The 20,533-nt window shown below is 61.9% G+C and carries 22 protein-coding genes and 1 pseudogene; 9 read left to right on the top strand and 14 right to left on the bottom strand.

All coding sequences use genetic code 11. The features are described from left to right. Nucleotides 1-108 precede the first annotated feature (108 nt). A complete protein-coding gene (locus F5544_RS13045) occupies nucleotides 109-498 on the top strand; it encodes a helix-turn-helix domain-containing protein (RefSeq protein WP_225731185.1) in 390 nt (129 codons plus the stop codon). Here the strand turns inward: F5544_RS13045 and F5544_RS13040 are convergent. The 4 genes from F5544_RS13040 to F5544_RS13025 form a co-directional block, all read right to left on the bottom strand. Then, complete coding sequence (locus F5544_RS13040; RefSeq protein WP_167473444.1) at nucleotides 476-1,666, bottom strand: FAD-dependent oxidoreductase; 1,191 nt, start codon at nucleotides 1,664-1,666, stop codon at nucleotides 476-478. The genes F5544_RS13045 and F5544_RS13040 overlap by 23 nt on opposite strands. Before the next feature lie 7 nt (nucleotides 1,667-1,673). Continuing rightward, nucleotides 1,674-2,795, bottom strand: coding sequence for an MAB_1171c family putative transporter (locus F5544_RS13035; RefSeq protein ID WP_167473443.1), 1,122 nt, complete (start codon nucleotides 2,793-2,795; stop codon nucleotides 1,674-1,676). A gap of 14 nt (nucleotides 2,796-2,809) precedes the next feature. Then, the gene (locus F5544_RS13030) at nucleotides 2,810-3,337 is read right to left on the bottom strand and encodes an ImmA/IrrE family metallo-endopeptidase (RefSeq protein WP_167473442.1); all 528 of its coding nucleotides are present in this window, start codon (nucleotides 3,335-3,337) and stop codon (nucleotides 2,810-2,812) included. 323 nt (nucleotides 3,338-3,660) lie between these two features. Continuing rightward, nucleotides 3,661-3,951 carry a hypothetical protein gene (locus tag F5544_RS13025; protein WP_167473441.1) on the bottom strand — a complete coding sequence of 97 codons (291 nt, stop codon included), beginning with the start codon at nucleotides 3,949-3,951 and terminating at the stop codon, nucleotides 3,661-3,663. 825 nt (nucleotides 3,952-4,776) lie between these two features. On the opposite strand from F5544_RS13025, the pseudogene F5544_RS47520 reads away from it, so the two are divergent. Together F5544_RS47520 and F5544_RS46310 are read left to right on the top strand one after the other, a co-directional pair. Next, a pseudogene (locus F5544_RS47520) lies at nucleotides 4,777-5,037 on the top strand (AfsR/SARP family transcriptional regulator); the annotation flags it as partial. Between the two features lie 12 nt (nucleotides 5,038-5,049). Further along, nucleotides 5,050-5,565, top strand: a complete 516-nt coding sequence (locus F5544_RS46310) for an AfsR/SARP family transcriptional regulator (protein WP_238847220.1) — start codon at nucleotides 5,050-5,052, stop codon at nucleotides 5,563-5,565. Here F5544_RS46310 and F5544_RS13015 read toward each other — a convergent pair. The 5 genes from F5544_RS13015 to F5544_RS13000 form a co-directional block, all read right to left on the bottom strand. Continuing rightward, the gene (locus F5544_RS13015; protein ID WP_275107056.1) at nucleotides 5,539-7,215 is read right to left on the bottom strand and encodes an ABC transporter ATP-binding protein; all 1,677 of its coding nucleotides are present in this window, start codon (nucleotides 7,213-7,215) and stop codon (nucleotides 5,539-5,541) included. The two genes, F5544_RS46310 and F5544_RS13015, sit on opposite strands and share 27 nt — an antisense overlap. A 101-nt stretch (nucleotides 7,216-7,316) precedes the next feature. Further along, nucleotides 7,317-7,745: a lasso peptide biosynthesis B2 protein gene (locus F5544_RS46305; protein ID WP_238847219.1), complete on the bottom strand. Its 429-nt coding sequence runs from the start codon at nucleotides 7,743-7,745 to the stop codon at nucleotides 7,317-7,319. After that, entirely contained in the window at nucleotides 7,742-7,999 is a 258-nt protein-coding gene (locus tag F5544_RS13010) for a lasso peptide biosynthesis PqqD family chaperone (protein ID WP_167473438.1), read from the bottom strand. The genes F5544_RS46305 and F5544_RS13010 overlap by 4 nt, the downstream gene beginning before the upstream one ends. A 10-nt stretch (nucleotides 8,000-8,009) precedes the next feature. Continuing rightward, nucleotides 8,010-9,821, bottom strand: a complete 1,812-nt coding sequence (locus F5544_RS13005) for an asparagine synthase (RefSeq protein ID WP_167473437.1) — start codon at nucleotides 9,819-9,821, stop codon at nucleotides 8,010-8,012. 30 nt (nucleotides 9,822-9,851) lie between these two features. After that, nucleotides 9,852-9,977 (bottom strand): keywimysin-related RiPP, encoded by a 126-nt coding sequence (locus F5544_RS13000; RefSeq protein WP_167473436.1) that lies wholly within the window; start codon nucleotides 9,975-9,977, stop codon nucleotides 9,852-9,854. A 1,186-nt stretch (nucleotides 9,978-11,163) separates the two neighbouring features. Between F5544_RS13000 and F5544_RS47515 the strand changes: the two genes are divergently transcribed. The 4 genes from F5544_RS47515 to F5544_RS12985 all read left to right on the top strand — a co-directional run bounded on the left by F5544_RS47515 (nucleotide 11,164) and on the right by F5544_RS12985 (nucleotide 13,296). After that, on the top strand, nucleotides 11,164-11,520 hold the full coding sequence (locus F5544_RS47515; protein WP_428847139.1) for a DUF6924 domain-containing protein: 357 nt from the start codon (nucleotides 11,164-11,166) through the stop codon (nucleotides 11,518-11,520). 94 nt (nucleotides 11,521-11,614) lie between these two features. After that, on the top strand, nucleotides 11,615-11,971 hold the full coding sequence (locus F5544_RS12995) for a hypothetical protein (protein WP_167473435.1): 357 nt from the start codon (nucleotides 11,615-11,617) through the stop codon (nucleotides 11,969-11,971). 112 nt (nucleotides 11,972-12,083) lie between these two features. Continuing rightward, nucleotides 12,084-12,593 carry an AAA family ATPase gene (locus F5544_RS12990; RefSeq protein WP_167473434.1) on the top strand — a complete coding sequence of 170 codons (510 nt, stop codon included), beginning with the start codon at nucleotides 12,084-12,086 and terminating at the stop codon, nucleotides 12,591-12,593. A 73-nt stretch (nucleotides 12,594-12,666) separates the two neighbouring features. Continuing rightward, complete coding sequence (locus F5544_RS12985) at nucleotides 12,667-13,296, top strand: AAA family ATPase (RefSeq protein WP_167473433.1); 630 nt, start codon at nucleotides 12,667-12,669, stop codon at nucleotides 13,294-13,296. Between the two features lie 78 nt (nucleotides 13,297-13,374). Here F5544_RS12985 and F5544_RS12980 read toward each other — a convergent pair whose 3' ends face one another. Together F5544_RS12980 and F5544_RS12975 are read right to left on the bottom strand one after the other, a co-directional pair. Then, entirely contained in the window at nucleotides 13,375-16,212 is a 2,838-nt protein-coding gene (locus F5544_RS12980) for an RND family transporter (RefSeq protein WP_238847439.1), read from the bottom strand. 38 nt (nucleotides 16,213-16,250) lie between these two features. After that, nucleotides 16,251-16,664, bottom strand: a complete 414-nt coding sequence (locus tag F5544_RS12975) for an MmpS family transport accessory protein (RefSeq protein ID WP_167473431.1) — start codon at nucleotides 16,662-16,664, stop codon at nucleotides 16,251-16,253. A 172-nt stretch (nucleotides 16,665-16,836) separates the two neighbouring features. Between F5544_RS12975 and F5544_RS47510 the strand changes: the two genes are divergently transcribed. Together F5544_RS47510 and F5544_RS12965 are read left to right on the top strand one after the other, a co-directional pair. Beyond that, nucleotides 16,837-17,115, top strand: coding sequence for a CocE/NonD family hydrolase (locus tag F5544_RS47510; protein WP_428847138.1), 279 nt, complete (start codon nucleotides 16,837-16,839; stop codon nucleotides 17,113-17,115). Between the two features lie 354 nt (nucleotides 17,116-17,469). Beyond that, nucleotides 17,470-17,961 (top strand): nuclear transport factor 2 family protein, encoded by a 492-nt coding sequence (locus F5544_RS12965; protein ID WP_167473429.1) that lies wholly within the window; start codon nucleotides 17,470-17,472, stop codon nucleotides 17,959-17,961. Between the two features lie 91 nt (nucleotides 17,962-18,052). On the opposite strand, the gene F5544_RS12960 is transcribed toward F5544_RS12965, so the two are convergent. From F5544_RS12960 to F5544_RS12955, 3 genes are all read right to left on the bottom strand, one after another. Next, a complete protein-coding gene (locus F5544_RS12960) occupies nucleotides 18,053-18,367 on the bottom strand; it encodes a TetR family transcriptional regulator C-terminal domain-containing protein (protein ID WP_238847218.1) in 315 nt (104 codons plus the stop codon). A gap of 35 nt (nucleotides 18,368-18,402) precedes the next feature. Further along, nucleotides 18,403-18,612: a helix-turn-helix domain-containing protein gene (locus F5544_RS47505; protein WP_203217549.1), complete on the bottom strand. Its 210-nt coding sequence runs from the start codon at nucleotides 18,610-18,612 to the stop codon at nucleotides 18,403-18,405. A gap of 196 nt (nucleotides 18,613-18,808) precedes the next feature. Then, a complete protein-coding gene (locus tag F5544_RS12955) occupies nucleotides 18,809-20,530 on the bottom strand; it encodes an adenylate/guanylate cyclase domain-containing protein (protein ID WP_238847438.1) in 1,722 nt (573 codons plus the stop codon). Between the last annotated feature and the right edge of the window lie 3 nt (nucleotides 20,531-20,533).

Raw genomic sequence — 20,533 nt, 5'->3', positions numbered from 1 at the left:
TGCCGCCGTGTAGTACGGAGAACCGTGGACAGCGAACAGGCAGCTTCGGAGAGCCCGGACCGGGCCCGAACCGAGTTGGCCGCGAAGATAAATCGGTTGTTCGAGGTCATGCGTAGACCTTCCGAACCGCCGTTGTCCAATGCTGCTGCCGCGGAGGCGATTACCCGCTCGACCGGGACGTCGATCAGCGCCGCCTATATGTGGCAGCTGCGGTCGGGGGTGAAATCCAACCCGACGGTGCAGCATCTGCAGGCGATCGCCCAATTCTTCGGTGTCCCGGCCTCATATCTGATCGACAACGGCGCCGACGAGTCGATCGAATCCCAATTGCGCCTGCTACAGGCCATGAAGGACACCGACGTGCGCAACCTCGCGCTGCGCGCCTCGGGGCTCACCCCGCGAACGCTCGCGAATATCGCCGCGATCATCGACCGGGCGCGCGAGATCGAGAATCTGCCGCCCGTCGAATCTTCCGTCACACCGGATGACCATCGGTGATGGGGGCGCTCCAGTCGATGTGATGGTCGATCAGCCAGTCATCGGCGTTGCGGTTGCGGGCCTTGGCCAGTCGCAGGATCACCACATCCCGGAAGATGCGGGTAAGAGCGCCGGCGGGCGTGGCGAATTTGCTCATGCGCGCGCTGGTGGCCGATACGCGCGCCACCCGCGCGCGACGTAGTCGATCGTAGGTGGCGAACGCATCCTCGATGGTTGCGATGTCGCGCAGGCATTTGGCCAAGGTGACGCTGTCCTCCAACGCCATCGAAGCACCATGGCCCGCTTGAGGTTTCGCCGCGTGCGCCGAATCGCCGACCAGGACCATGGTCGGTGTGTACCAAACGGGGAGCACGGGCAGGTGGTACGCGGGCACCGCGAATATCCGTTCGGTGGATCGGATGAGGTCGATAACCGGGGTGTTGTCGCCGGACAGGAGATCGGCCACCCGGTTCTTCCAGCGCTCGGCGCTGTCGAATTCCAGGTTTTCCGTGCATGATTCGGGGACGTTGGTGAACCACCAGGTTTCTCCGTCGGGAGTGGTGGTGTAGGCGAACATGATTCGGCTGCCGTAGGTCACGCGGTAGGTCTGCGGCGCGGGTGGGACCGGCGCATTCTCGGCGTATCCGGAGATCACGATTGTCCCGCCGTAGCGGGCCTCGGATGCGGCGGGATCTATGACGCGGCGGACGGTCGAGTGCACACCGTCCGCGCCGATCAGCAGATCCCCCTCCGCCTGGCTGCCGTCCTCGAAATGGGCGATGACACCGCCACCCGGGGCATTCTCGGCACCGATCAGCCGTTTACCGTATTCGATGCGCAGGCCACGCCGCGTCCCCTCATCCCGCAGCACCCGGTACAGCTGCGCACGGGTCAGCGTGCGGGGACCGATACCGCGCCGGCCGCCGAGGCTGCCTTGCCCCGCCGGGCGACCAGCGCTGTCGAATGCATCGGTTTTCTCTGCGGGAAAAGAACTTTCGAGCACCGGTTGATGTGCGTCGATCGCGCGCAGGGCGTCCATACCGTTGGCGAAGACGGTGAGGAAGGAGCCGACGTCGTCGGCTCCGCCCGGATACGCTTCGTACACAACGGAATCGATGCCCGCCTGCTGCAAGGCCATCGCGGTGCCGGTACCCGCGATGCCGCCACCGATTATCAACGCTCGAGTCACTGAGTTCCTAGTTGTTCGCGTTCGTGCGCAGGGCGCGCGAAAGGGTGAGAAGTTCGTCGACGTCGGCATCCAGCCCGGGGCCGGACGGCGGCGCGATCAATGCGACGGATTCGCCCGGGAATACACCGGCGGCCCGCAGGCCGACCGCGGCGGCAAGCTGGTCGGCCAGCCGTGCGGTCGCAGGTCCGTCCTGCCGAATCTTGGTGATATAGGGGCTGATTCGCAGTAGACCGTCCCGGCATTCGATGACTCGCCGGTAGAAGCGGCGATGCACACCGGTGAGCCGTACCCGATCCAGCCATGGATTCACCGGCGTACGGGCCAACGCATCCTCCGGGAACTCCGCGTGGAGCACGGTCCACAGCGGACCCAGTGCGTGGTACGCACGCAGGTGGTGCCACCAAATACGCACTGCCGCAACCCTGGTGATCGCGGCGGGCAGCGCGATCCCGATGAGGAACAATGCGCAACCGGGCAGCAGCAGCACCAGCGCGGTCAGATGGATCGGGGTGGGCAGGTTGGCGTCGGCGAAGAGAAAGGCACCGTCCAACATGAAGATGACGCAGACCGGCACCAGCGTCGCCGACCCCGCCGTGGTGATCAACAGCGCGCGACGGAACCAGCCGACCGCATGACGAGCGGCCCGTCCGGTCGACACCGCCGCGGTCGCCATAGCGGAGAGCATGTACGCGTTCGCGGCCGTATAGAACACCGCGATGGCTATAACGCCGCGGGCGGCCGGTTGCGGATTCATCGCATTCTTCGCGGCGATGAGCCGCATATCCGTCGGCATGGTCGCGGTCGCCACGATCATCACGATCAATACGGTGATCAGGACCAAGGCATTCCATTTGGCGCGAGCGGCCGCACGCCGCTGATCGAACAGGGTGAACAGGAAGAAACACACCATGCAGTACGCACCGGTGAGCACCGATACCTGGCCGATCAATTGCCACCACATGGGATCGAGGCCCAGAAAATCCTGGCCGGTGCCGGCCTGCATTATGCAGGGAATGTTGATGCTCCAGCACGCGACCATCGCGGTGATCCAGCGCAGCCGGATATCGCCCGGCCTGCGCGTCACCAGGGACAGCATCCACAGCAGGGCGGCAGCCTCCACCCACTCCACGAGACGAACCGAGATCACAACCAACCCAGCCTGTCATCCAGTGCCGACTCGAACCGCCGGACGGATTCATCCGATGCGGGCGGCGGCGCGACCAGATCCAGTACCGACGCCCATTCCAGGATGATCGTGGCGACCGTCTCGGCTTCGCGCTCCTCGGCCGTGTCATATGACGTGCGGCGCAGGGCGCGACGCACCGCGTCGGGGTTCCAGCCGGCCTCGGGTGGAAACAATTGGCTCATCAACGCATCGTCCTGCTCGTCGCCGCCGTGACCGGCGATGATATGTCCCAGCTCGTGCAGGATTATGTGATCTTGGTGGGCCTTCGTCGTTTCCTGTTGATACAGAATGTAATCCGTATCGGCGGTCGCGATCCACGCCCCGAACGGACCGGAAACCTCGATGGGATGCGCCAACAGCACAATCGGCCTTCCCCGCCGCTCACCCAGCCGCCGACACAGGGTCACCACATCCAGCGGTGGCCGGATCCCCAACTCGTTGAGCAGGTCTCGGCACCGGCGACGTAGCTCGCGTTCGGCCCTCATGCCCCCCGATTCCCTCGCCTTACGCGCCATGGCTTTCCCCACCTTTCTGGCGCATCGCCGTCCAGGCAAAGAGAATACGAAATTCGACGGCGTTGGAAATGGGGTTCAGGCTAGCCCGCCGAAACGAGGCGCGTCAACCTCGACCGGCATGCGGGGACCGCCATTGCGTTCCGATCGTAAAGCGTTGAGCTGGTTCAACTCTCGTTCGATCACGTACGCGGCTCGGTGGCAACCTGTCGCATGCAATGTTGCGATCCGGGCGATCACGGCCTCGGATCCGTATGCGGCGATGACGTCCAGCAGGCTGAATCGATGATCGATGCTCATGCGGCGTTATCCGAAACCGTGATCACGGTGACGGCCCGCAGCGTCGCCGGTATCTCACCGCCGTCGAAATGGTCGAGGCTCGGCACGAACAAGGTGTCGACGCCGAGGGCGCCCAGTGCGGCGCTCAGCCGTTCCACGGGGCGTTCGGTGCGGGCGCAGAACGTGATCGTCTTCCGCAGATCGAATCCCAACCGCTTTGCCAGACTGCGGATTTGAGTTTCGTCCCACTGCTGTCGCGTGCCCGCGATATCGCGCCGCAGGTATCCGACAGCACCAGTCCTGGCCATCGTGCCCACCCTCGAGTTCTATCGGTATTCCATGGGCACACACTGGTAGCTGACCCCAGGGGTAGGTCGATTCATCCGAATCCCGTTGACGCCCAGCATGTCCCCGAGTGCCGGGGCTTCGAGCATCGCTGACCGAAGCACCCGGACATTCGGCATGTACTGACACCCCTGCGCGCCAGTACATGTGTAGATCCAACTCGTGTACTTATGTATATAGCGCCTACCCTGTCATGCACGTGGGTATATGTCAATCATTTCGCCATGTACTAGCAAGGTAGCCGAACACCGACCCGGCCCACCCCCAAAGTCGCCTCACCACAACGTCATTCGGTTCGCGGTACCGGGAGTCCGACGCTTCGCGTCCGACCTACTCCCGAAAGACATCGACGAATCGAAGCCACCCCACATGGCAGTACGACGTTCTGGGACGCCGAGATCGGTCGGTCACCTTCGACCATGTTCCGCCTGATCACCTCCCCGGGGCTGCCGGAAGCCACCGAGCCTTCCGGGCATTGGATCCGATGGCGAACTGAGCTGGCGATACGCCGGAAGCGGTTGGGGTGCAACGAGAAAGCACAGGACCACGGGTATGAACGTGATCTTTCGAATCAATGGAACCGGCGGAGCATCAGTTGCGTCATTGATTTGGAGGGAAAGAACGGATCGTGAAGGCGCGTGCCAACTGTCGAGGACGCGCCAGGCCGCCGCTGGTTCTGGGTACCGGTCAACGGTCCGCTGGGGAACGGGAGGAATGGTCATGGTCAGATCGATCGCACAGTGCCACAGGGGAACTCATCCACACCACGTCGAGCAGGCGAGGTGACGATGCGCTTCCGAGTCCTAGGCCCATTGGAGATCTCCTCAGGTGATACCACCATCCGAATTCCCGCGGCGAAACAACGTATCGTCCTGGCGGCGTTACTGTGTCAGCCGAATCGGACAGTCTCGGTCAGCGCATTGACCGACGCAGTGTGGTCTGATCAGCCACCGGCGAGAAGCCGTGTGGTTCTTCAGGGGTACATCATGCGGATTCGAAAAGCCTTGGCAACATTCGGAGAACCGCAGGACCGGATCGAAACCGTAGCTCCCGGATACCGTATGACGGTCGCCGAGAACGAGCTGGACACAGCCACATTCGACGCCGCGCTGCTCGACGCCGATCTGGCACTGGGCCGAGGCGATATCGCCGCACACGCCGACCACCTGCAGGACGCGCTTGCGCTGTGGCGAGGCCCCGCCCTCATGGATATCGAGTCGGACACCCTGCAGTCAACCGAGGCGCACAGGCTCGCGGAACTGCGCATCATGGCGGTGGAAAAGCTGATTGATGCCTACCTCACGCTAGGCAGACACAGTGCGGCGGCGGTGGAACTCCGCCAGCACATCGCCCGAAATCCCTTGCATGAGCGCTTTTACGGTCAGCTCATGATCGCACTCGACAGGACCGGTAGACGTGCCGCAGCTCTGGAAGTCTACCGGCAGGTCAACGAGTTGCTGGCCACCGAACTCGGTATCGAGCCCGATCAAGAGATCCGTCGGCTCGGTGACGCGATACTACGCGGGCGAGCCATCAGCTCGATGACACGACTATCCCTCGGGGCTCGCCGCCAATGACAGACCGGACTGGGTGGCCAACTCCCGATAGTAGGAATTCGACTCGAGCAGGTCATCGTGGGTGCCGATGTCCTCGACCCGGCCATTGTTGAGTACGATCACTCGGTCGGCGTCCCGGACCGTCGAAAATCGATGTGCCGCAACAAGTATCGTGCACTCACGGTGTAGCGACCGCATTGTGCGGGAGATCGCCGCCTCGCTGAGCGGATCGAGATTCGACGTCGGCTCGTCGAGCAATAGCAACTCCGGACCGCTCAGCAGCGCTCGCGCGATCGCGAGACGCTGCCGTTCACCGCCGGAGAGCGCATGTCCGTGCTCGCCGACCTCGGTGTCCAGCCCTTGCTCCAGCCGGTGCACGACCTCTTCGAGTCCGGCGAGTTCGATGACGCGAGCGACCTCCTGCTCGCTCGCCTCGGGCGCCGCGTACATGAGGTTGTCGCGTAGCGTGCCGTACATCACCGGGGCGCCCTGTTCCACCAGAGCCAGACAACGCCGATAGGTCTTCAAGGCGATCCGATCGATGGGCACACCGTCCAGTCTGATCGAGCCCCGATCTGGTTCGTAGAAGCGCTCAATCAACGCTAAGAGCGTGGACTTGCCGCTACCCGATTTGCCGACGAGAGCGACCCGGCTGCCGCGCGGAATCTCGAACGAAACCTCGGACAGAATCGACCGATCACCATAGGCGAAGTCCACACCATCGACCGACAGGATCGGACCGCTCGTATTACGCGCGGATGTGGGCGCCGTTGCGCTGGAACCGGATTCGTCCCCAGTCTCGATGTCCATGCCGAACACTTCCGCGACCCGCTGGAAAGCCGCCATACCCTTCTGCATTGCCCCGAGCAGTCCGATCGCACTCACGATCGGGGTGGCCAACTGCATGAAATACAGCAGGAATGCGACCAGCTGACCCACTTGCAGTCGATCACTGGCCACCATGATCCCGCCGACGAGAAGTACGACCAGAAACGCTCCGTGGGCGGCCAGCATCGTGGCGGGTCTGATCGCGGCGTCGAGCCGCGCCGCCCGCACACCATTCCGGTACGCCGCGCGGGCTCGACCGACGAGCCTGGTCCGCTCTTGTTCCTCGGCCAGGCTGGCGCGCACGGTACGAAGTGCGCTCAGCGCGCGTTCGGTATCTGCGGTCAGCGCACCAACACTGGCCTGTGCGCCCTCCGTCGCCAGTCGAATCCCGGCGAGCGCCCCCGCGACGAGCACACCCGCGCACAGCACCGTGAGCAGGACGACGAGTGTCATGAGCGGGCTCAAATAGATCATGATCGCTACCGCGGCCACACTCGACACCAGTGCAATACCCAGTTGCACGAAGCTGGTTACCGCATCTTCGCGGAGCAAAGTCGTATCCGCACCCAGGCGCGAAACCAGATCACCCACCCGCGATCTATCGAGAATATTCAGCCGCAGATGCAGGAACCTGTCGATCAGTCTCGTCCTGAGGTCGAAGACGACACTTTCACCGGTCCGGCTTATCAGAAAGTTGCCGACCGCCTCGAATACCGCCTGCGCGATAAATATCGCGACGACCAGCATCACTGTACCCGCGATCGGGTCGCTTGCCGATACCGCATTAATGATGCGCATCGTCAATAACGGCTGAAGCATTCCTGCAGCGGTACCAAGAACCATCAACAGCGTTCCGGACACAACTTTTCCGCGGTGCTTCCGGAGCAGTGCGATCAGATCGCGGTAGCGCACTCTTGTCGAATTCTGCTGAGTCATCGAATCACTCACTGTTCGATCGGTGGAACCACGATCAACCGGCTGAGGTAATCGTATGGCACCAACTCGTTGACCAACTTTCCCTCGGCCTCTACCCAGGCGTGCGCACCGAATGGTGGCAGGTTCTGCACGCCGATGCACCAAGTCGGCCACTGACCGAAGAACCGGCACAGCAATACGGTGGACAGCGATCGGACGAGACAGCCGTCCCGTCCAGCACAACGCATGCTGACCGCGACGACGGCGTTGCGCGCCGCGACCGCCGACTCGTGCGAGGCAGGGTGCGCACCACGCCGAACCACCATGAGTATCTGGCGAATTCGATACGGCGGCAGGTAAGTGAGCACGGTCGCGACCACGATTATGAACCGTGCGACCACTCCGTGCACCAACCGTACCCGTGCGGTCGGCAACTCCAGAACACCTTGATAGGTCATGGGATCAGCAACCCTTTCGATACGATCTCGTCCACGAACTCTGTCAGATCTCTTTGCGCCTGTTCGAGTTCGATGTCGTACTCCGCTGCCACGGCCACGGCTGCCGCGTCCAACTCGCCACCGGCGAGCAATGTTTCCACGACGACTCGGCCTGTGCCATTGATTTCCCAGTAGGTGCCGGACCGTCCATCGAGCAAAACATAACCGTCACGGGTCTTCGCCACATCGACGTGCCCAGCAAACCTGCGAGTCACGTACTCCCCCTTAGAAATCGAAGCGATCGGACAGCGAACCGAGCCACAACTCATTGGACAGTGTGTTGTCCAAATTCGCGTCCGCGAAATTGGAATGCCACGGTTTCCCCAGGAGATCCTCGAGATGATCGACGTCAACCAACCCACGTCGACCCAAGTGCGAATCGCGCCAGATCGCCGCGAGATCCGCCTGATGTTGACGCAACCCCTCGGCTTTGTCTGCGGCACCGGCACCTTTCGTCTGCCGGGTGAGCAACGAAGGTGATACGACATCTTTCATCGCGACCTTGATGAGGGTCTTGAAATCCCATGGCGTTGCCCGCTCCAGCGGCCGCACGGCCAAACACGCCTCGACTACCCGATCGTCGAAATACGGCGATTCCATCGGCAAGCCCCGCGCAGCACTCAGCTGGTGCAAGATCCGGGTGATGCGGGTGCCGTGCCGGACAATGAAGACATCCGAGTGGATGCCGCGCCGTGCCGACAGCGGTGTCGCGGCATCGGCCGCCATCCGCAGTGCCTCACTCGCGATCTCGACGGCATCGGCACTGAGCCATGATGGGACCCGAGGTGCCATATCCCAATCCAGCAGCTGATATGTCTGCGGTGTCTGCCTGTCGCGAACTTGTTCTGCTGCGCTACGAAGCCAGTCCGCATACGACCCGCTCCGCAGGACGGTCGACAGCACTGGCAGGAGTGGCCATCGCTCCTGTGCCCGATTCGCCCGCAAGTGCCGAACGGCCACGACGGGGTGGCAGGTGAGTTCGTCGCGGCAGTGTGCGAGTGGTGGGGTGAGCAGGTGATCACCACCGATACCGGTCAGGTGGATCCCAGCACCACCCTCGATCAGCCGCTCGTACCCGGCGAACTGCCGGGCCGCGTCGAGAACTGTCGGCGCCGGCTCATCCACTTGTGGAACGGAGTCGTGCACGCCGGAGTAGAACAGTGGCAGTTCATCGGCGGGCACGATCAGATGAGTTATCTCGGGCAGATCGTCTGCGGCCTGCAACGCGAACTTCATATCGTCATCCGCCGGATCACGGCTTGCGATGGTGCGGGCCAGTACCCGCTTGGCACCCCCGGCGGCGAGATAACAGACTGGTGTGGAATCCAATCCGCCGGACAGGTCGCAGCTGACAAATCCGCCGTCGCAGGTTCGCGCGTTGACCGCTGCGTCGAGCGCATCCCTGAGTCGCGCCGCGCCTGCCGCGAGTGGCAGCACCGGCTCCGGCGGCCGCCACCATGAATGCGCGGATGCAGTTCGGCCGTTCGCGCGAATAGCCAAATAGGTTCCCGGCTCGATCAATTCGACGCCGTGCCACATCGACCGATCGTTGAGTGGGTAAGGGATGAAATCCAACAGCCGCAAGGCCAGCATCTGGTCATCCAGGTGCGCACCGGACAGGCCCGCCAGTACGTCGGCTCGATCGCTCGCCACCAGGACTCCGTCGATTCGGGCGACGTACATGCGCCGCATACCCGAGGCCGTACCCTGCACCCGAATATGGCTGCCATCAGTGGCGATCAAATTGTGACTACCGATCAGCGACGCAGCGAAGCCATCAAGCGCATGCACCGTCGATGCCTGTTTGGCCGCAGCCTCCAGAACAGCCGAATTCTGTTGCCCCATACCGATTGTGACGAGCAGACAGGTGCCCGACCTGCCGACTGTCAGTTCTTGATCGGTCCAAGAGCCCAGCAACCACGGGCGACCAGACGGATGGTCCACCCGCTGCAGGTACTGCCCAGACAACCGTTCGGCCACGGTGAGGGCCTCCGCGGCGTCAGGCAAGACGATGAAGAAGCCCCCACCGAGCGACATCAGTCGTTCCTTTCTACCAGCGTCTAAACGTTACTTGCCGAGCGGAACCACAATGATCGGCTCGGGAATGCCGCGCCGGAGATTGCCTGTGTCTTTGCGGAAACTACCTCTGTCGATCAACACGGGCTTGTCGTACTTCTGCTTCTTCACGGTCACTTCAACTCTCCTATCGCGAGAACGATGCGCCGACTTCCCGACACATCAACCCGTTCCTCTCGAGCGGGCTATCTCGATCATCACGAACCCCGCTAGTTCCTCGCTGTGGTCCGATTGTTCCCCCGCTGTTTCCCCTCTCACCTACCGTTGCCGATAGACATTCCATGGTCCGAATCCGGAGCTGTCATACCGGGAATTTCTGCTGCTATCGAAATATCGATCCGAGAAACCCTCTAATGAACAATTGAAGAACCGACGTCATGCTCGGACCCGTTCGGCCCGAAAACAAGCTCGATCCGATCCCGTGGTCGAAGTACCCGATAACAGCGAACCCCAACGAGGCGATCGCCACTACATCTCGGTGTAAACGGTGTTCAGGTCAACCAGTATGGGGCTGTCGTGCCCGCTGGGCCGCTGCCCGGGCCCAGCGCCGACGGCCGCCAAGTTCTCATCGAATCCCGCTCCGCTGTAACAGGCCAGCACGGTTTGGCTGGTGCCATATCCCTTGGCCGCCAACAATTCTCCGGTTTCACCAAGTCAGCCACGGTTAGAACTATACTTCTAAGAAGTACACTTCTATGGACTCTCGCCCGGGCTCACCGACCCGTAAGTGTCGGCAACCGTCGCTACGGTTCGGCCGTGACAACTCTGCCGAACGAGTCGGTCCGTACCTGGTTCAGCGACGCCACCGCACGAGGCTCCGATCCAGGAGATACGGACGCCCAGCGAAGACAGGTTCCTGGCCGATGTCACTTTGGTGGACGATCTGATCAACTCTCGCTGACGAGTCCGGTCCAATCAGCTCGTAGATCTGCGCACTCGATGTAGACCCTACCGTCTGTCAGCACGATTTCGTGCGAGCATCCCGATTGAGCAGGCAAAATCTCGTCCAGCATCACAGAGCCGAATCCGTGATAAAAATATCCGGCCGCCCCGAGATGAATATCGACCCCTCGAAATATTCTCATACACGATCGTAAGGCCTTTTTCATGCTTGAACTCGTTCGGTCCGAAAATTATCTTTGCCGATCCTTCCCCGAAATGATCGATGGCTCTCAGATTCAGATCCTTCACGCATGTGGTCCCGTAGAAGTCATAATGACCGGGATCGGAGGCGAATGCCCACGCGCCAGCGGGAAGCCGACCCGCTAGACCGTCGAGTTGTTTCACATAGGCGTCCGCGCTGATGGTGAAACCTTCCGGGCCTCGATGGACTTCGATGAATTTCATTTCTTACATCCAATCCGATCGCGTTTCCATTTATCTCCGCTTATATCTTCGGTTCCCTTCGGCCCGATCCTCCCCTGCCTCCGCATCTCGTCGCCTCCGCATCTCGGCGACCGCAACACCCTCGAGCTCCTTCCTCGCGGACCAGACAACCTCTCACCGACGCGAACATCCCATCCTGGCTGTGTGGGTACTCCCGCGCACGGATGACGGCCAAGGCGATTACCAGCCGTTCCGGGTGGCGGCTGGGGAGCGTGGAGAACAACACGTGCCCGCTGCTCCCACTGTGGTTGAGCGTGTGGTGATCGAAAAATGATCCGGCCTCGTAAACGACCGCTTCATCGCCGCCGATGATCCTGATGGCTCCTTCGTTATGGACCGAAAACCATTGGAGAAAAAGGAGTTTCACGGTGATAAGAGTCTTGTTCGTGTTGTTGTCCGCGATGATCGCCGCGGTGGTCGGTGCCGGGCAGGCCGCTGCCGGTATACCGCACGCGCCCGCGGGCGACGCCCAGAAGGAATGTTCTGGATCGATACCGAATCGGGGCTACTTCTACTCGAACACCTACCAGTTCGCCGCACCCGGCCCGAACGGCGATTTCGGTATCAACGCGGAGAACCACCACTTCCGGTTCGACGGATTCCTCGCGGGTCTCGAGAACGCACGTCGACTGCAAGCTTGGGGCAACTGGGTCATCTACCGCGCCGCCGACTTCGACCTGGCCGTCCCGTACCAGCCCACAGGCAGCCTGGCCATTCGGCCCTGATCTTCGTGCTCAGCACGCCGGTCAGGGCCCGGATTTCGAATAAGGTCCGCACCTACGTCAACCACCGCAGCAGCATCACGCGCGTCCACCACCCACCGAATACGCTCGACCCATGATCATCTGGTTGAACGGGACCTTCGGAGCCGGAAAGTCCACTACGGCAAAGGAATTGACCGCGCTCCTGCCGGGTTCGCGAGTCTTCGACACCGAGGAAGTCGGGGTCATGCTCCGCCACGTCCTCTCCACCGAGACCGTCAGGGACTTCCAGGACTGGCAGCCCAGGCGCGGACTGGTCGTCGCCGCGGCAACACAGATCCTCGACTACGTCGGCGGGATCCTGGTGATCCCCCAATCGGTTCTGGTGCACCAATATTGGCAAGAGATCCGCGCCGGACTCGAAAACTCCAGCATCCCGCTACAGCATTTCGTTCTCCACGCCGAACGCGACGAACTGCTCCGGCGCATCGAATCCGACCCCGTCGAGCCGAACTCCACCTGGCGTCTGGAACACCTCACCGACTACGACGAAGCCCGATCCTGGCATCGCAAGGAGGCCCGCATCATCGACACCACCGAACTCCAACCCCGACAGATCGCAACGATGATCGCGACGCAGATGTGACGGTCGACGAAATCAGTGCGGCACCGGCCTGATCCGACACCAACGTGCTGCGGGCACATGGTGGACTAGCACCGTGCCCTCGAACCGTAACCGCAAGATCTCGTTGCCCGGCGACCTCTCGCCGAGAGTGATCGAAGTGTTGGATGCCTCGGCCCATTCACTCGCCGAGTCGGGCGCGATCGTTATCTGCGGTTTGCCCGCGTCCGGGAAGTCTACCGCCGCAACCTATTTGGCCGACCGTATCGGTGCGCCGGTGTTCGACAAGGACGGCTTCGCACCCGGTTTGGAGGAAGCGGTGATGACCCGGTTGACCGGTGATCCGTTCGACCGCGACAGCGACGTCTATCGAACGGTGGTCAGCCCGCACCTGTACGACGGCCTCGTTCATGCCGCGTTCACCGTGGCCGCACACCATCCCGTCATCATCGATGCCCCACTCATTTCGTTCATCCGGCAAGCGGCATCGAGCGGCTCGACCCTCACCGAATACCTGTGGACACGCTCCGGTCTCACCCCGAACGCGATCGTCACCACGATGTGGTTCGACAGCGCGAACAACGACATCCGGACACGGATGCTCGCCCGCGGCGCCGCACGGGACGTACCCAAACTCACCAACTGGGACACATACGAATCCCAAGTGCTCGACGGCGGCGTCCGCACCGCCGCCCGCGCGATCGTCGATATCGTCGTCACCAACTGATCTGCAACCGATAGAAACCAAGACCCGCGCCGCCGGGCACGAAACATTCGCGGCGTGGCTACGAAATGATCGGTTTGTTCACCGGCGCGTGTGGATGTTTATCGGCCACCAGAACCAGCGACCAGCAAGGGTCGCGATGGCGGGTACGACCAATGACCGGACGATCAGCGTGTCGAGAAAGAGTCCGATGCTCACGGCTGTGCCGATTTGGGCGATGTTGTGCGCGTAGCTCACGAGCATTGCGAACATCGTCAGGCCGAAGACCAGGCCCGCCGTGGTGACCACTCCGCCGGTGTTGACCATGGAGCGGATGATCCCGGTGTTGATTCCAGACTTCAGTTCCTCTTTGAACCTGCTGACAAGCAACATGTTGTAATCCGCGCCGACGGCGGCAAGGAATATGAATGCCACGGGGGCCACCGACCAGTGCAGCGGATTGCCGATGACGTGCTGCCAGATGAGCACGGTCAGGCCCATGGCGGACAGGTATGACAACGCCACGGTGCCGACCACCGCGACGGCCGCGACCAGGCTGCGGAGCAAGATCAGCACCACGCAAAATACGAAAGCGAACGCGGCGAGAGCGCTGGTGATGAAGTCCTCGCGTGCGAACGCCTCGATATTGAGCAGCGTGCCGCCAGGTCCTCCCATACTGACCGTACTGCCCGCGAGGGAGGTGCCTTTCATCGTTCGAAGGGCCTCCGGGATGATTTTCGCGCTGAGGTCCATGGCTTCGCGGCTGAAACCCTCCATCTGTGGCGTGATGATCATTCGCGTGACCTTGCCGTCAGCGGAGAAGAAATACTTCATGCCATCTTTGAAAAGCGGATTAGTCAACGCTTGACTGGGAAAGAAGAAAAATTCGTTGGGATCGCCATTGGTAAAGCCCCGGCTGACTTCGTCCAAGAATTGTGTTATTTCCGATACCTGCGGGATCAATACGTTCAACGTGCTCTGCAGCGGTGTGAGCACGTCTTCGACCTGCGCAATGAAATGCTCGAGGCCGCTCAATTGGGCGGCAAGCTGCGGTAGGGCCTGAGCGGCCACGTTTGCGCCGGAGACGAGGCCGTTGACGAGATCGTCGAACTGGTCGACATCGTCGAACAGGGAGAATCCGGTGAGCGTCGCACGGCAGGCGTCGATATCGCGGCAGTTGGGAATCGAACCCACCAATTCCTTTACCGGTCCGGCCGTCTCCCGTAACGAGTTCAGTTTGTTCACCACCCCTTCCACGGCGGATCGCAGCGCGGCTGCGTTGCTGTTCACCTGGCTGAATCCCTGTTCGCCGGTGTCCAGCGCGCCTTGGAGACCATTGACCGTCCGGGTCAGCTGTTCCAGATTCCCGGACAAAGCATTGACGTCGTCAAGTCGTCGGGTGAGCATGTTCGTTATCTGGGTGATGCGATTTCCGATGTAGCCGGCTTGGTTGGCGAGGGTGCCTTGCTCCAGCGGAGCGGCCAACGGCCGGGTAATCCCCTGTACCGCACTGACTCCGGGGACATCCAAAACCGCGTTGGTCAATTTCGCGAGCGCGATCAAATCCGCAGGGTTGCGCATGTCGTGATCGGATTCGACGAGAAAGATACTCGGAGCCATGACGTTGGGCGGCAAATGGCGGTCGGCCGCCATGAACCCCTGGTTCGCGAGCGAGTTGCTCGGTTGCGCGACGCGCTCATCGAAGCTCGGCCGGAAGGTCGGCAGGACGAGGATCGCGAGCAGGAGAATGGCGAGGCTGCCGGCCAATACAGGCCCGGGCCAGCGCACCACGGAGGTCGCGATCCGCCGCCACCTGCGCTGCGATCGCTGCCCGCGGGGTTCGAGGAAGCCGAACCTGCTACCGATTGCCAACAGGGCCGGCCCCATCGTCAAGGCCGCGGCGAGAGTGACGGACACCGCGATCGTGCACGGCAAACCGGATGTGCTGAAGATCGCGAGCCTGGTGAGCGACATGCAGGCGGTCGCACCGGCGACGGTCGAGCCGGACGCGATGATGATGTGCAGCACCCCGCGTAGCGCGGTGTAGTACGCGGTTTCGGGGTCTTCTCCGGCGCGACGAGCCTCTTGGTACCTGCCGAGCAGAAAGATGCCATAGTTTGTGCCCGCTCCGAGCACGATCACCGCGAGTAGCGCAGAGGCGAAAATCGATACGCCTATCAACCGATGGTCCCCGAGGTAGGCAACAAGAGACCGGGCCACGGCGAGGCCCATTCCGACCGTCATCAACGGCATCGCAGCCGTGATCGGCGAGCGATACACGCAGATCAGGACGGCACCGACGAGCGCGGCGCACGAGGTGACGAGCAGAAGAATTGAATTGTCGATCGATACGAGCTCATCGTTGACAACCGCGGATGGACCCGTGAGATAGACCTTGATCCCGTGCGGCGGGGGGTAACCGGCGATGATGTCCCTCGCTGCCTGCGTGGATTCCATGGCCAACGCCGTGCCCATATTCCCAGCCAGGTTGAGCAATACATACGAAGCTTTCCGGTCGGAACTCTCGTTCGCTGGGGCGAAATCCGGATCGGACCACAGGTCCATCGCGGAGTTGACGTGTGTCTTGTCCTCGGTCAGTCGGTCGAGGAGCGCCGTGTAGTAGCGGTGGGCTTCCACCCCGAGCGGGGCGTGCCCCTCTAGCAGTACATAGACGAAATTGTTCGTCCCCGATCCGCCGAAATTTCGCCCCATTTTCACGATCGCCTGCACCGATGAGGCTTCGTCCGGCAGAAAGGACTGGGCATGCCGATGGACGACGGTCTCGAGCTGGGGAACGAATATATTGAGCCCGCCGGCTACCGCAAGCCACGCGACGATAATCGGCAGCGAAAACTTGTACATCAGCCGCGCCCACAGTGACCGCCCCGGTGCGCGCCGCAAATGGGTCCTTTCGAACGGCATCGACAGTTCGCGCCGCATCCCGTCGCGCAGATCCCGAATGCGGATCGGATACCCGCTCATGACACCAGGACGTTGCAGTTGACGGCGGCGGACGGCGCATTCGAAGCGCGCGAATCACGCGCTTGCCCGTTGATGACTATTCGACACGAAACCTGTTGCGCATCCGATTGCGCAACCAATCCCGTCGGCATGGTCAACCTGTTGGTGCGCAACGAGATTCGCCACGGTAGGGCTGCCGCCACGTCCTGAACCTCGCCATTTGCATCAATGTAGGACAACGTCGCCGACGCTCCGACCGGACCGTCGACCTCATAATCGACGACCTTTTCTCTCGGCCTCCCGAACGAAGGAGGCGGGTTCGAATACCCGATCGCCAAGTCCGGGATCCGGCTCAGCCGCAAATCGGCTATGAAGACAGCCGTCAAACCCAGGACCGCGATGACAACGCCGTACACCCATACACTTTTCATCCGACTCTCCCTATGCGTTCGAGCCTGTGAGCAGCTGGCGCAGCTGTGAATTGACGTATCAGTGCGGTGCAGCTAACCAGAAGCTACACTATGACAGTCGGCATAGTCGAGGCTTCGCAAGAAATTGGCCTCGCAAGAACCGGTACAGCGCCCCGAGCCGAGCCCTGGCCCGGTGGGTGAGCCGCGCGGTGGGCTCGCCGGATCGGCGCCGCTTCCATGGCCGCGACCTCCTGCACACCCCGAGCGGGGGCGCGCTGGATGTTTGGGCAACCAATCGAACACTGGTGTCGCGCGGCTACGCAGACCTGGTGGTGGAGCGTGCGGCACCGGATCCTCTACTGGCACATGGGATTACTTCAGCCCGCGGGAACAGCAGGATTATCTCGAGGTGCTCGCCTGGATCCGCGAACAGCCGTGGTGCGACGGGCACGACGTCGAACTGCCTGAATGAGCATTTTCACTGCGACCACTACAACGGGAAACCTCGCGGTATCGCCGTCGCGGCAGTATGTGCAACAAATTGGCAAACTAGACGGGCCCTTGATGTCACTTGCATTCGCGGATACCCTCACATCAAGATAACCAGTCGTCTCGAAAAAGGCCGATGGCCCCGAAAGTTCGACCGGCTCCATTTCCTGGCCATCGAGCCAGCAGCCTGCACGGCATCACTACACAACAGCGACCTAACCGAATTCAACTTCACGGTCTCGGCTCAATAACAGAATTGACCAATGCCGGGCAGTTGTCCAATAGTCTCTCGACTCCCCGGTGACAGGTTGCGAGACCCCGGAAATCAGGTGGAAAAATGACTTACCCAAACGACACGACACAGGATTCAGTCGACTCCGCCTGGGTAATGGAGTTCAGTCGGCGCTTTCTGGCGGCATGGAACGACCATGATCCGGATCAAGTGCTCGATCTGCTCACCACCGACGTAGTCTACGACGACGACTCCTGGCCAACCGTGATGCACGGCCATGGTGAGGTCCGGGTGTGGCTGGAAACGCTATGGCACAACCTACCCGACCTGGAATTCGAAGTCCTCGGCGTCTACCCGATGCCGGAGCAACCACGTGCGGCCGTTCACTGGCGTTTCCGATGCACCATGACCGGCCATTTCGACTCACCCGACTCCCCGGCCACCGACAAGCATTGCGAGCTCGAGGGCACGGATATCTACAAATTCCGCGACGGCCGCGCATGCAGTGTACGGACAATAATGAACATAGCCGACCTAAACCGCCAACTCGACATACCCTCACCTTCAGCGTCTGCGGCGAATGCGTCGCCGAATTAGGCATCTGCGGATACGGTGCGTAGGCGGGTTACGAAGTTTTCCGGCATCGCGAATCGGTGCGGTGACGGCCGTTTTCGCGGGCGATCATGATTCAGTTCGCGGTGGAAACCTCGAGAGCCGCGCGGATCAGCACTTCCAATTCGGCACCCACCTCGTCCAGGGGCTGGGTACTCCGATCGGCCTGGCAGAGCACAACCGCCCCTTCGACCGCGGCGATCATCAGGGTGGACAGACTGGCTGCCCGGGTGGCAGACACACCTTCGGCGCGGAGTGTGGTGGCCAGGGTTTCACGCCATTCTGTGAATACCTCGGACACGGTGTCGGTGAGTTCCGGCGCCTCATCGTGTACCTCGACCGCGACGGCCACGATCGGGCAACCGGCGCGAAACTCGGTGTCGCTGAGCATCTGACGCCACAGCCCGAGAAATATATGGAGCATCGTCACCACATCGGCGTCTGCCGCCAGAGCAGACATTCCGTCCTGGATGAGCCTCCCCAGGCCCGGGCAGCTTCCTGGCCCAACTGAGCCTTGCCACCGGGAAAGTGATGATAAATCGACCCGCGCGGAGCGCCACTGTGCGCGATCACGTCCCGGAATCCCGTTCCGCTGTAGCCGTGTTCTCGGAACAACTGCACCGCGCTCAGGACCATACGTTCCCGGCTATCCGATGCCAACTGAGCCTCCCACACGCGCGGACGAGAACAAGTCCTTCTCGTCATGCTAGCGCGTCCCTATCACAGACGTCATATTGACACGGTGTGGTTAGATATTTGCCGCACTCTCGGCTGCCGCGCGGCCATCATGCGTCGCGAACCGAGCCACTACGGCAGATGATCCAATGAATAGCTATTTTGCTCGCGGCGTATCCGAATACACGCGGAACGAAGAGGCTGCGCACAGTACCGGGATGAATGTGTTGGTCGGATCGGATCGACCACGTAATTTCATCACTTCGTACGGTTGCCACCACTGAGCTTCGTCAGCGGCGTCAACAATGGTCCCGTGCGCGGCCAGCACCCTTTCGGGTACGGTTTTCGCCTGCTCGGTGAGGCGAGCGGCTTCATTGACCGGGTCACCGATGACCGTGTACTCGTAACGGTCCTCGGCGCCGATATTGCCCGCCACAACCACCCCCGATGACACGCCGATTGCGACATCGAGGCCAGGATAACGCCGTGCCAGTGCCATCAATTCGACTCGCAATGCTCGTGCCGCCCGCAGCACTGCGGTCGAATGCCCGATGTTCTCCGCAGGCGGACCGAACACACACAATGCGGCGTCCCCCTCGAACTTGTTGACCCACCCGTCCTCCTTACCGATACATCTGACAACCGCCGCGAAGACCTCGTTCAGCAGCGCCACCAGCGACTCGGGCGGCAAACATTGCGCCAGTGTGGTCGACCCGATCACGTCGACGAACAGCACGCTGGCCTGGCAGCGCCGACCGCCCAGGCGCGCACTTCCAGCCAGTGCCACGCGGGCCACTTCGGTCCCGACGTGTCGGCCGAACAGGTCATACAACTGCTGACGCTCCCGCAGCCCGTAGACCATGTCATTGAACCCGGCCTTCAGCAGCCCGACCTCGCCTATGTCGTCCACCGGAACTCGTACCGTCAAGTCACCCTGTCGCACCATCCGCTGCGCGATCTGAAGATCGTTCACCGACTCGACCAGCGACCGGGTCAACGCAAAGGTCACCGCCAAGCCGGCGACGACACCGGCCGCGGCGATCACCATCAGCGATACCGGCAGGCCGGCCCGCTGGCTGGCCGTCAGTCCGATCGGCGCGGTGCCGAGCAGCACGATCGGCACCGCGCCACTCAGTACCCAGGCCAACATCAGCCGCCAACGCAGGCCGAACATGACGACCGGCTGATCCTCGCACGCGAAGATCAACTGAAGCACCGGCCTACCACTTCTTTCCAGCAGGAGAAACGAGAGTGCGGCGCTGGTCAGCCCGGCGAGCACAATGACAAGGCCGACCCGTAGGGCGTAGAGCAGCGGGTACCCCAGGGCACCTTCGACGGTGGCCGCCAGTAGCGCCCCGAACAGCCATCGGCCGAATATTTCGCCCGCGACAGCCACAGGTAAGAACAACGTCGACGACTGCTCGTGCGTTGTCGGCTCCCGCCGTTCACGGACCCACGTCAATATCTGATTTGCTCGTCGCCGCCCCAGATAGTCAACGGTGACCGTCGCGGCGATCAGGTACACCGCACCGGCCGAGCCGAAGATGACGACATCGCGCCCGAAGTGGCCGCCGCCTTCCCACGGAAAACCGACTGCGATTATCTGGGCCGTGACCAGCGCCGCTCCGACAAAGTTCGCCAGTATCACGGAGTTTCGCCCACGGTAGCGCTCGCTCACCGCTGCCACCGCGTCCCACACTCTGTCATCGGGCGACAGTTGCAGGCCTCGAAGCTGCCCCGACTGGTCGTCGGTCGTCCGACCCGTGCCGCTGCGCCGCAATCCTTCTGTCGCGGCACGCACGGCCCGATCAGCGGCCGAGTCCGGCCTTGCGGCTGATAGCGCGACAAGGAAAAGGGAGTAACGCAGCCACGAGACCACGCT

The sequence above is a fragment of the Nocardia arthritidis genome, assembly GCF_011801145.1.
GTDB lineage: Bacteria > Actinomycetota > Actinomycetes > Mycobacteriales > Mycobacteriaceae > Nocardia > Nocardia arthritidis_A.
This window is presented reverse-complemented; position numbering and strand designations above follow the sequence as displayed.

Bases quoted from the DNA above. Each gene is read 5' to 3' on its own strand.
- F5544_RS13045 (WP_225731185.1), top strand. From the start codon at position 109: ATGCGTAGACCTTCCGAACCGCCGTTGTCCAATGCTGCTGCCGCGGAG.
- F5544_RS13030 (WP_167473442.1), bottom strand. From the start codon at position 3,337: ATGAGGGCCGAACGCGAGCTACGTCGCCGGTGCCGAGACCTGCTCAAC.
- F5544_RS13025 (WP_167473441.1), bottom strand. From the start codon at position 3,951: ATGGCCAGGACTGGTGCTGTCGGATACCTGCGGCGCGATATCGCGGGC.
- F5544_RS46310 (WP_238847220.1), top strand. From the start codon at position 5,050: ATGACGGTCGCCGAGAACGAGCTGGACACAGCCACATTCGACGCCGCG.
- F5544_RS13015 (WP_275107056.1), bottom strand. From the start codon at position 7,215: ATGGTTCTTGGTACCGCTGCAGGAATGCTTCAGCCGTTATTGACGATG.
- F5544_RS46305 (WP_238847219.1), bottom strand. From the start codon at position 7,745: ATGACCTATCAAGGTGTTCTGGAGTTGCCGACCGCACGGGTACGGTTG.
- F5544_RS13005 (WP_167473437.1), bottom strand. From the start codon at position 9,821: ATGTCGCTCGGTGGGGGCTTCTTCATCGTCTTGCCTGACGCCGCGGAG.
- F5544_RS47515 (WP_428847139.1), top strand. From the start codon at position 11,164: ATGGTGAAACCTTCCGGGCCTCGATGGACTTCGATGAATTTCATTTCT.
- F5544_RS12990 (WP_167473434.1), top strand. From the start codon at position 12,084: ATGATCATCTGGTTGAACGGGACCTTCGGAGCCGGAAAGTCCACTACG.
- F5544_RS12980 (WP_238847439.1), bottom strand. From the start codon at position 16,212: ATGCGGCGCGAACTGTCGATGCCGTTCGAAAGGACCCATTTGCGGCGC.
- F5544_RS12975 (WP_167473431.1), bottom strand. From the start codon at position 16,664: ATGAAAAGTGTATGGGTGTACGGCGTTGTCATCGCGGTCCTGGGTTTG.
- F5544_RS12965 (WP_167473429.1), top strand. From the start codon at position 17,470: ATGACTTACCCAAACGACACGACACAGGATTCAGTCGACTCCGCCTGG.
- F5544_RS12960 (WP_238847218.1), bottom strand. From the start codon at position 18,367: ATGCTCAGCGACACCGAGTTTCGCGCCGGTTGCCCGATCGTGGCCGTC.
- F5544_RS47505 (WP_203217549.1), bottom strand. From the start codon at position 18,612: ATGGTCCTGAGCGCGGTGCAGTTGTTCCGAGAACACGGCTACAGCGGA.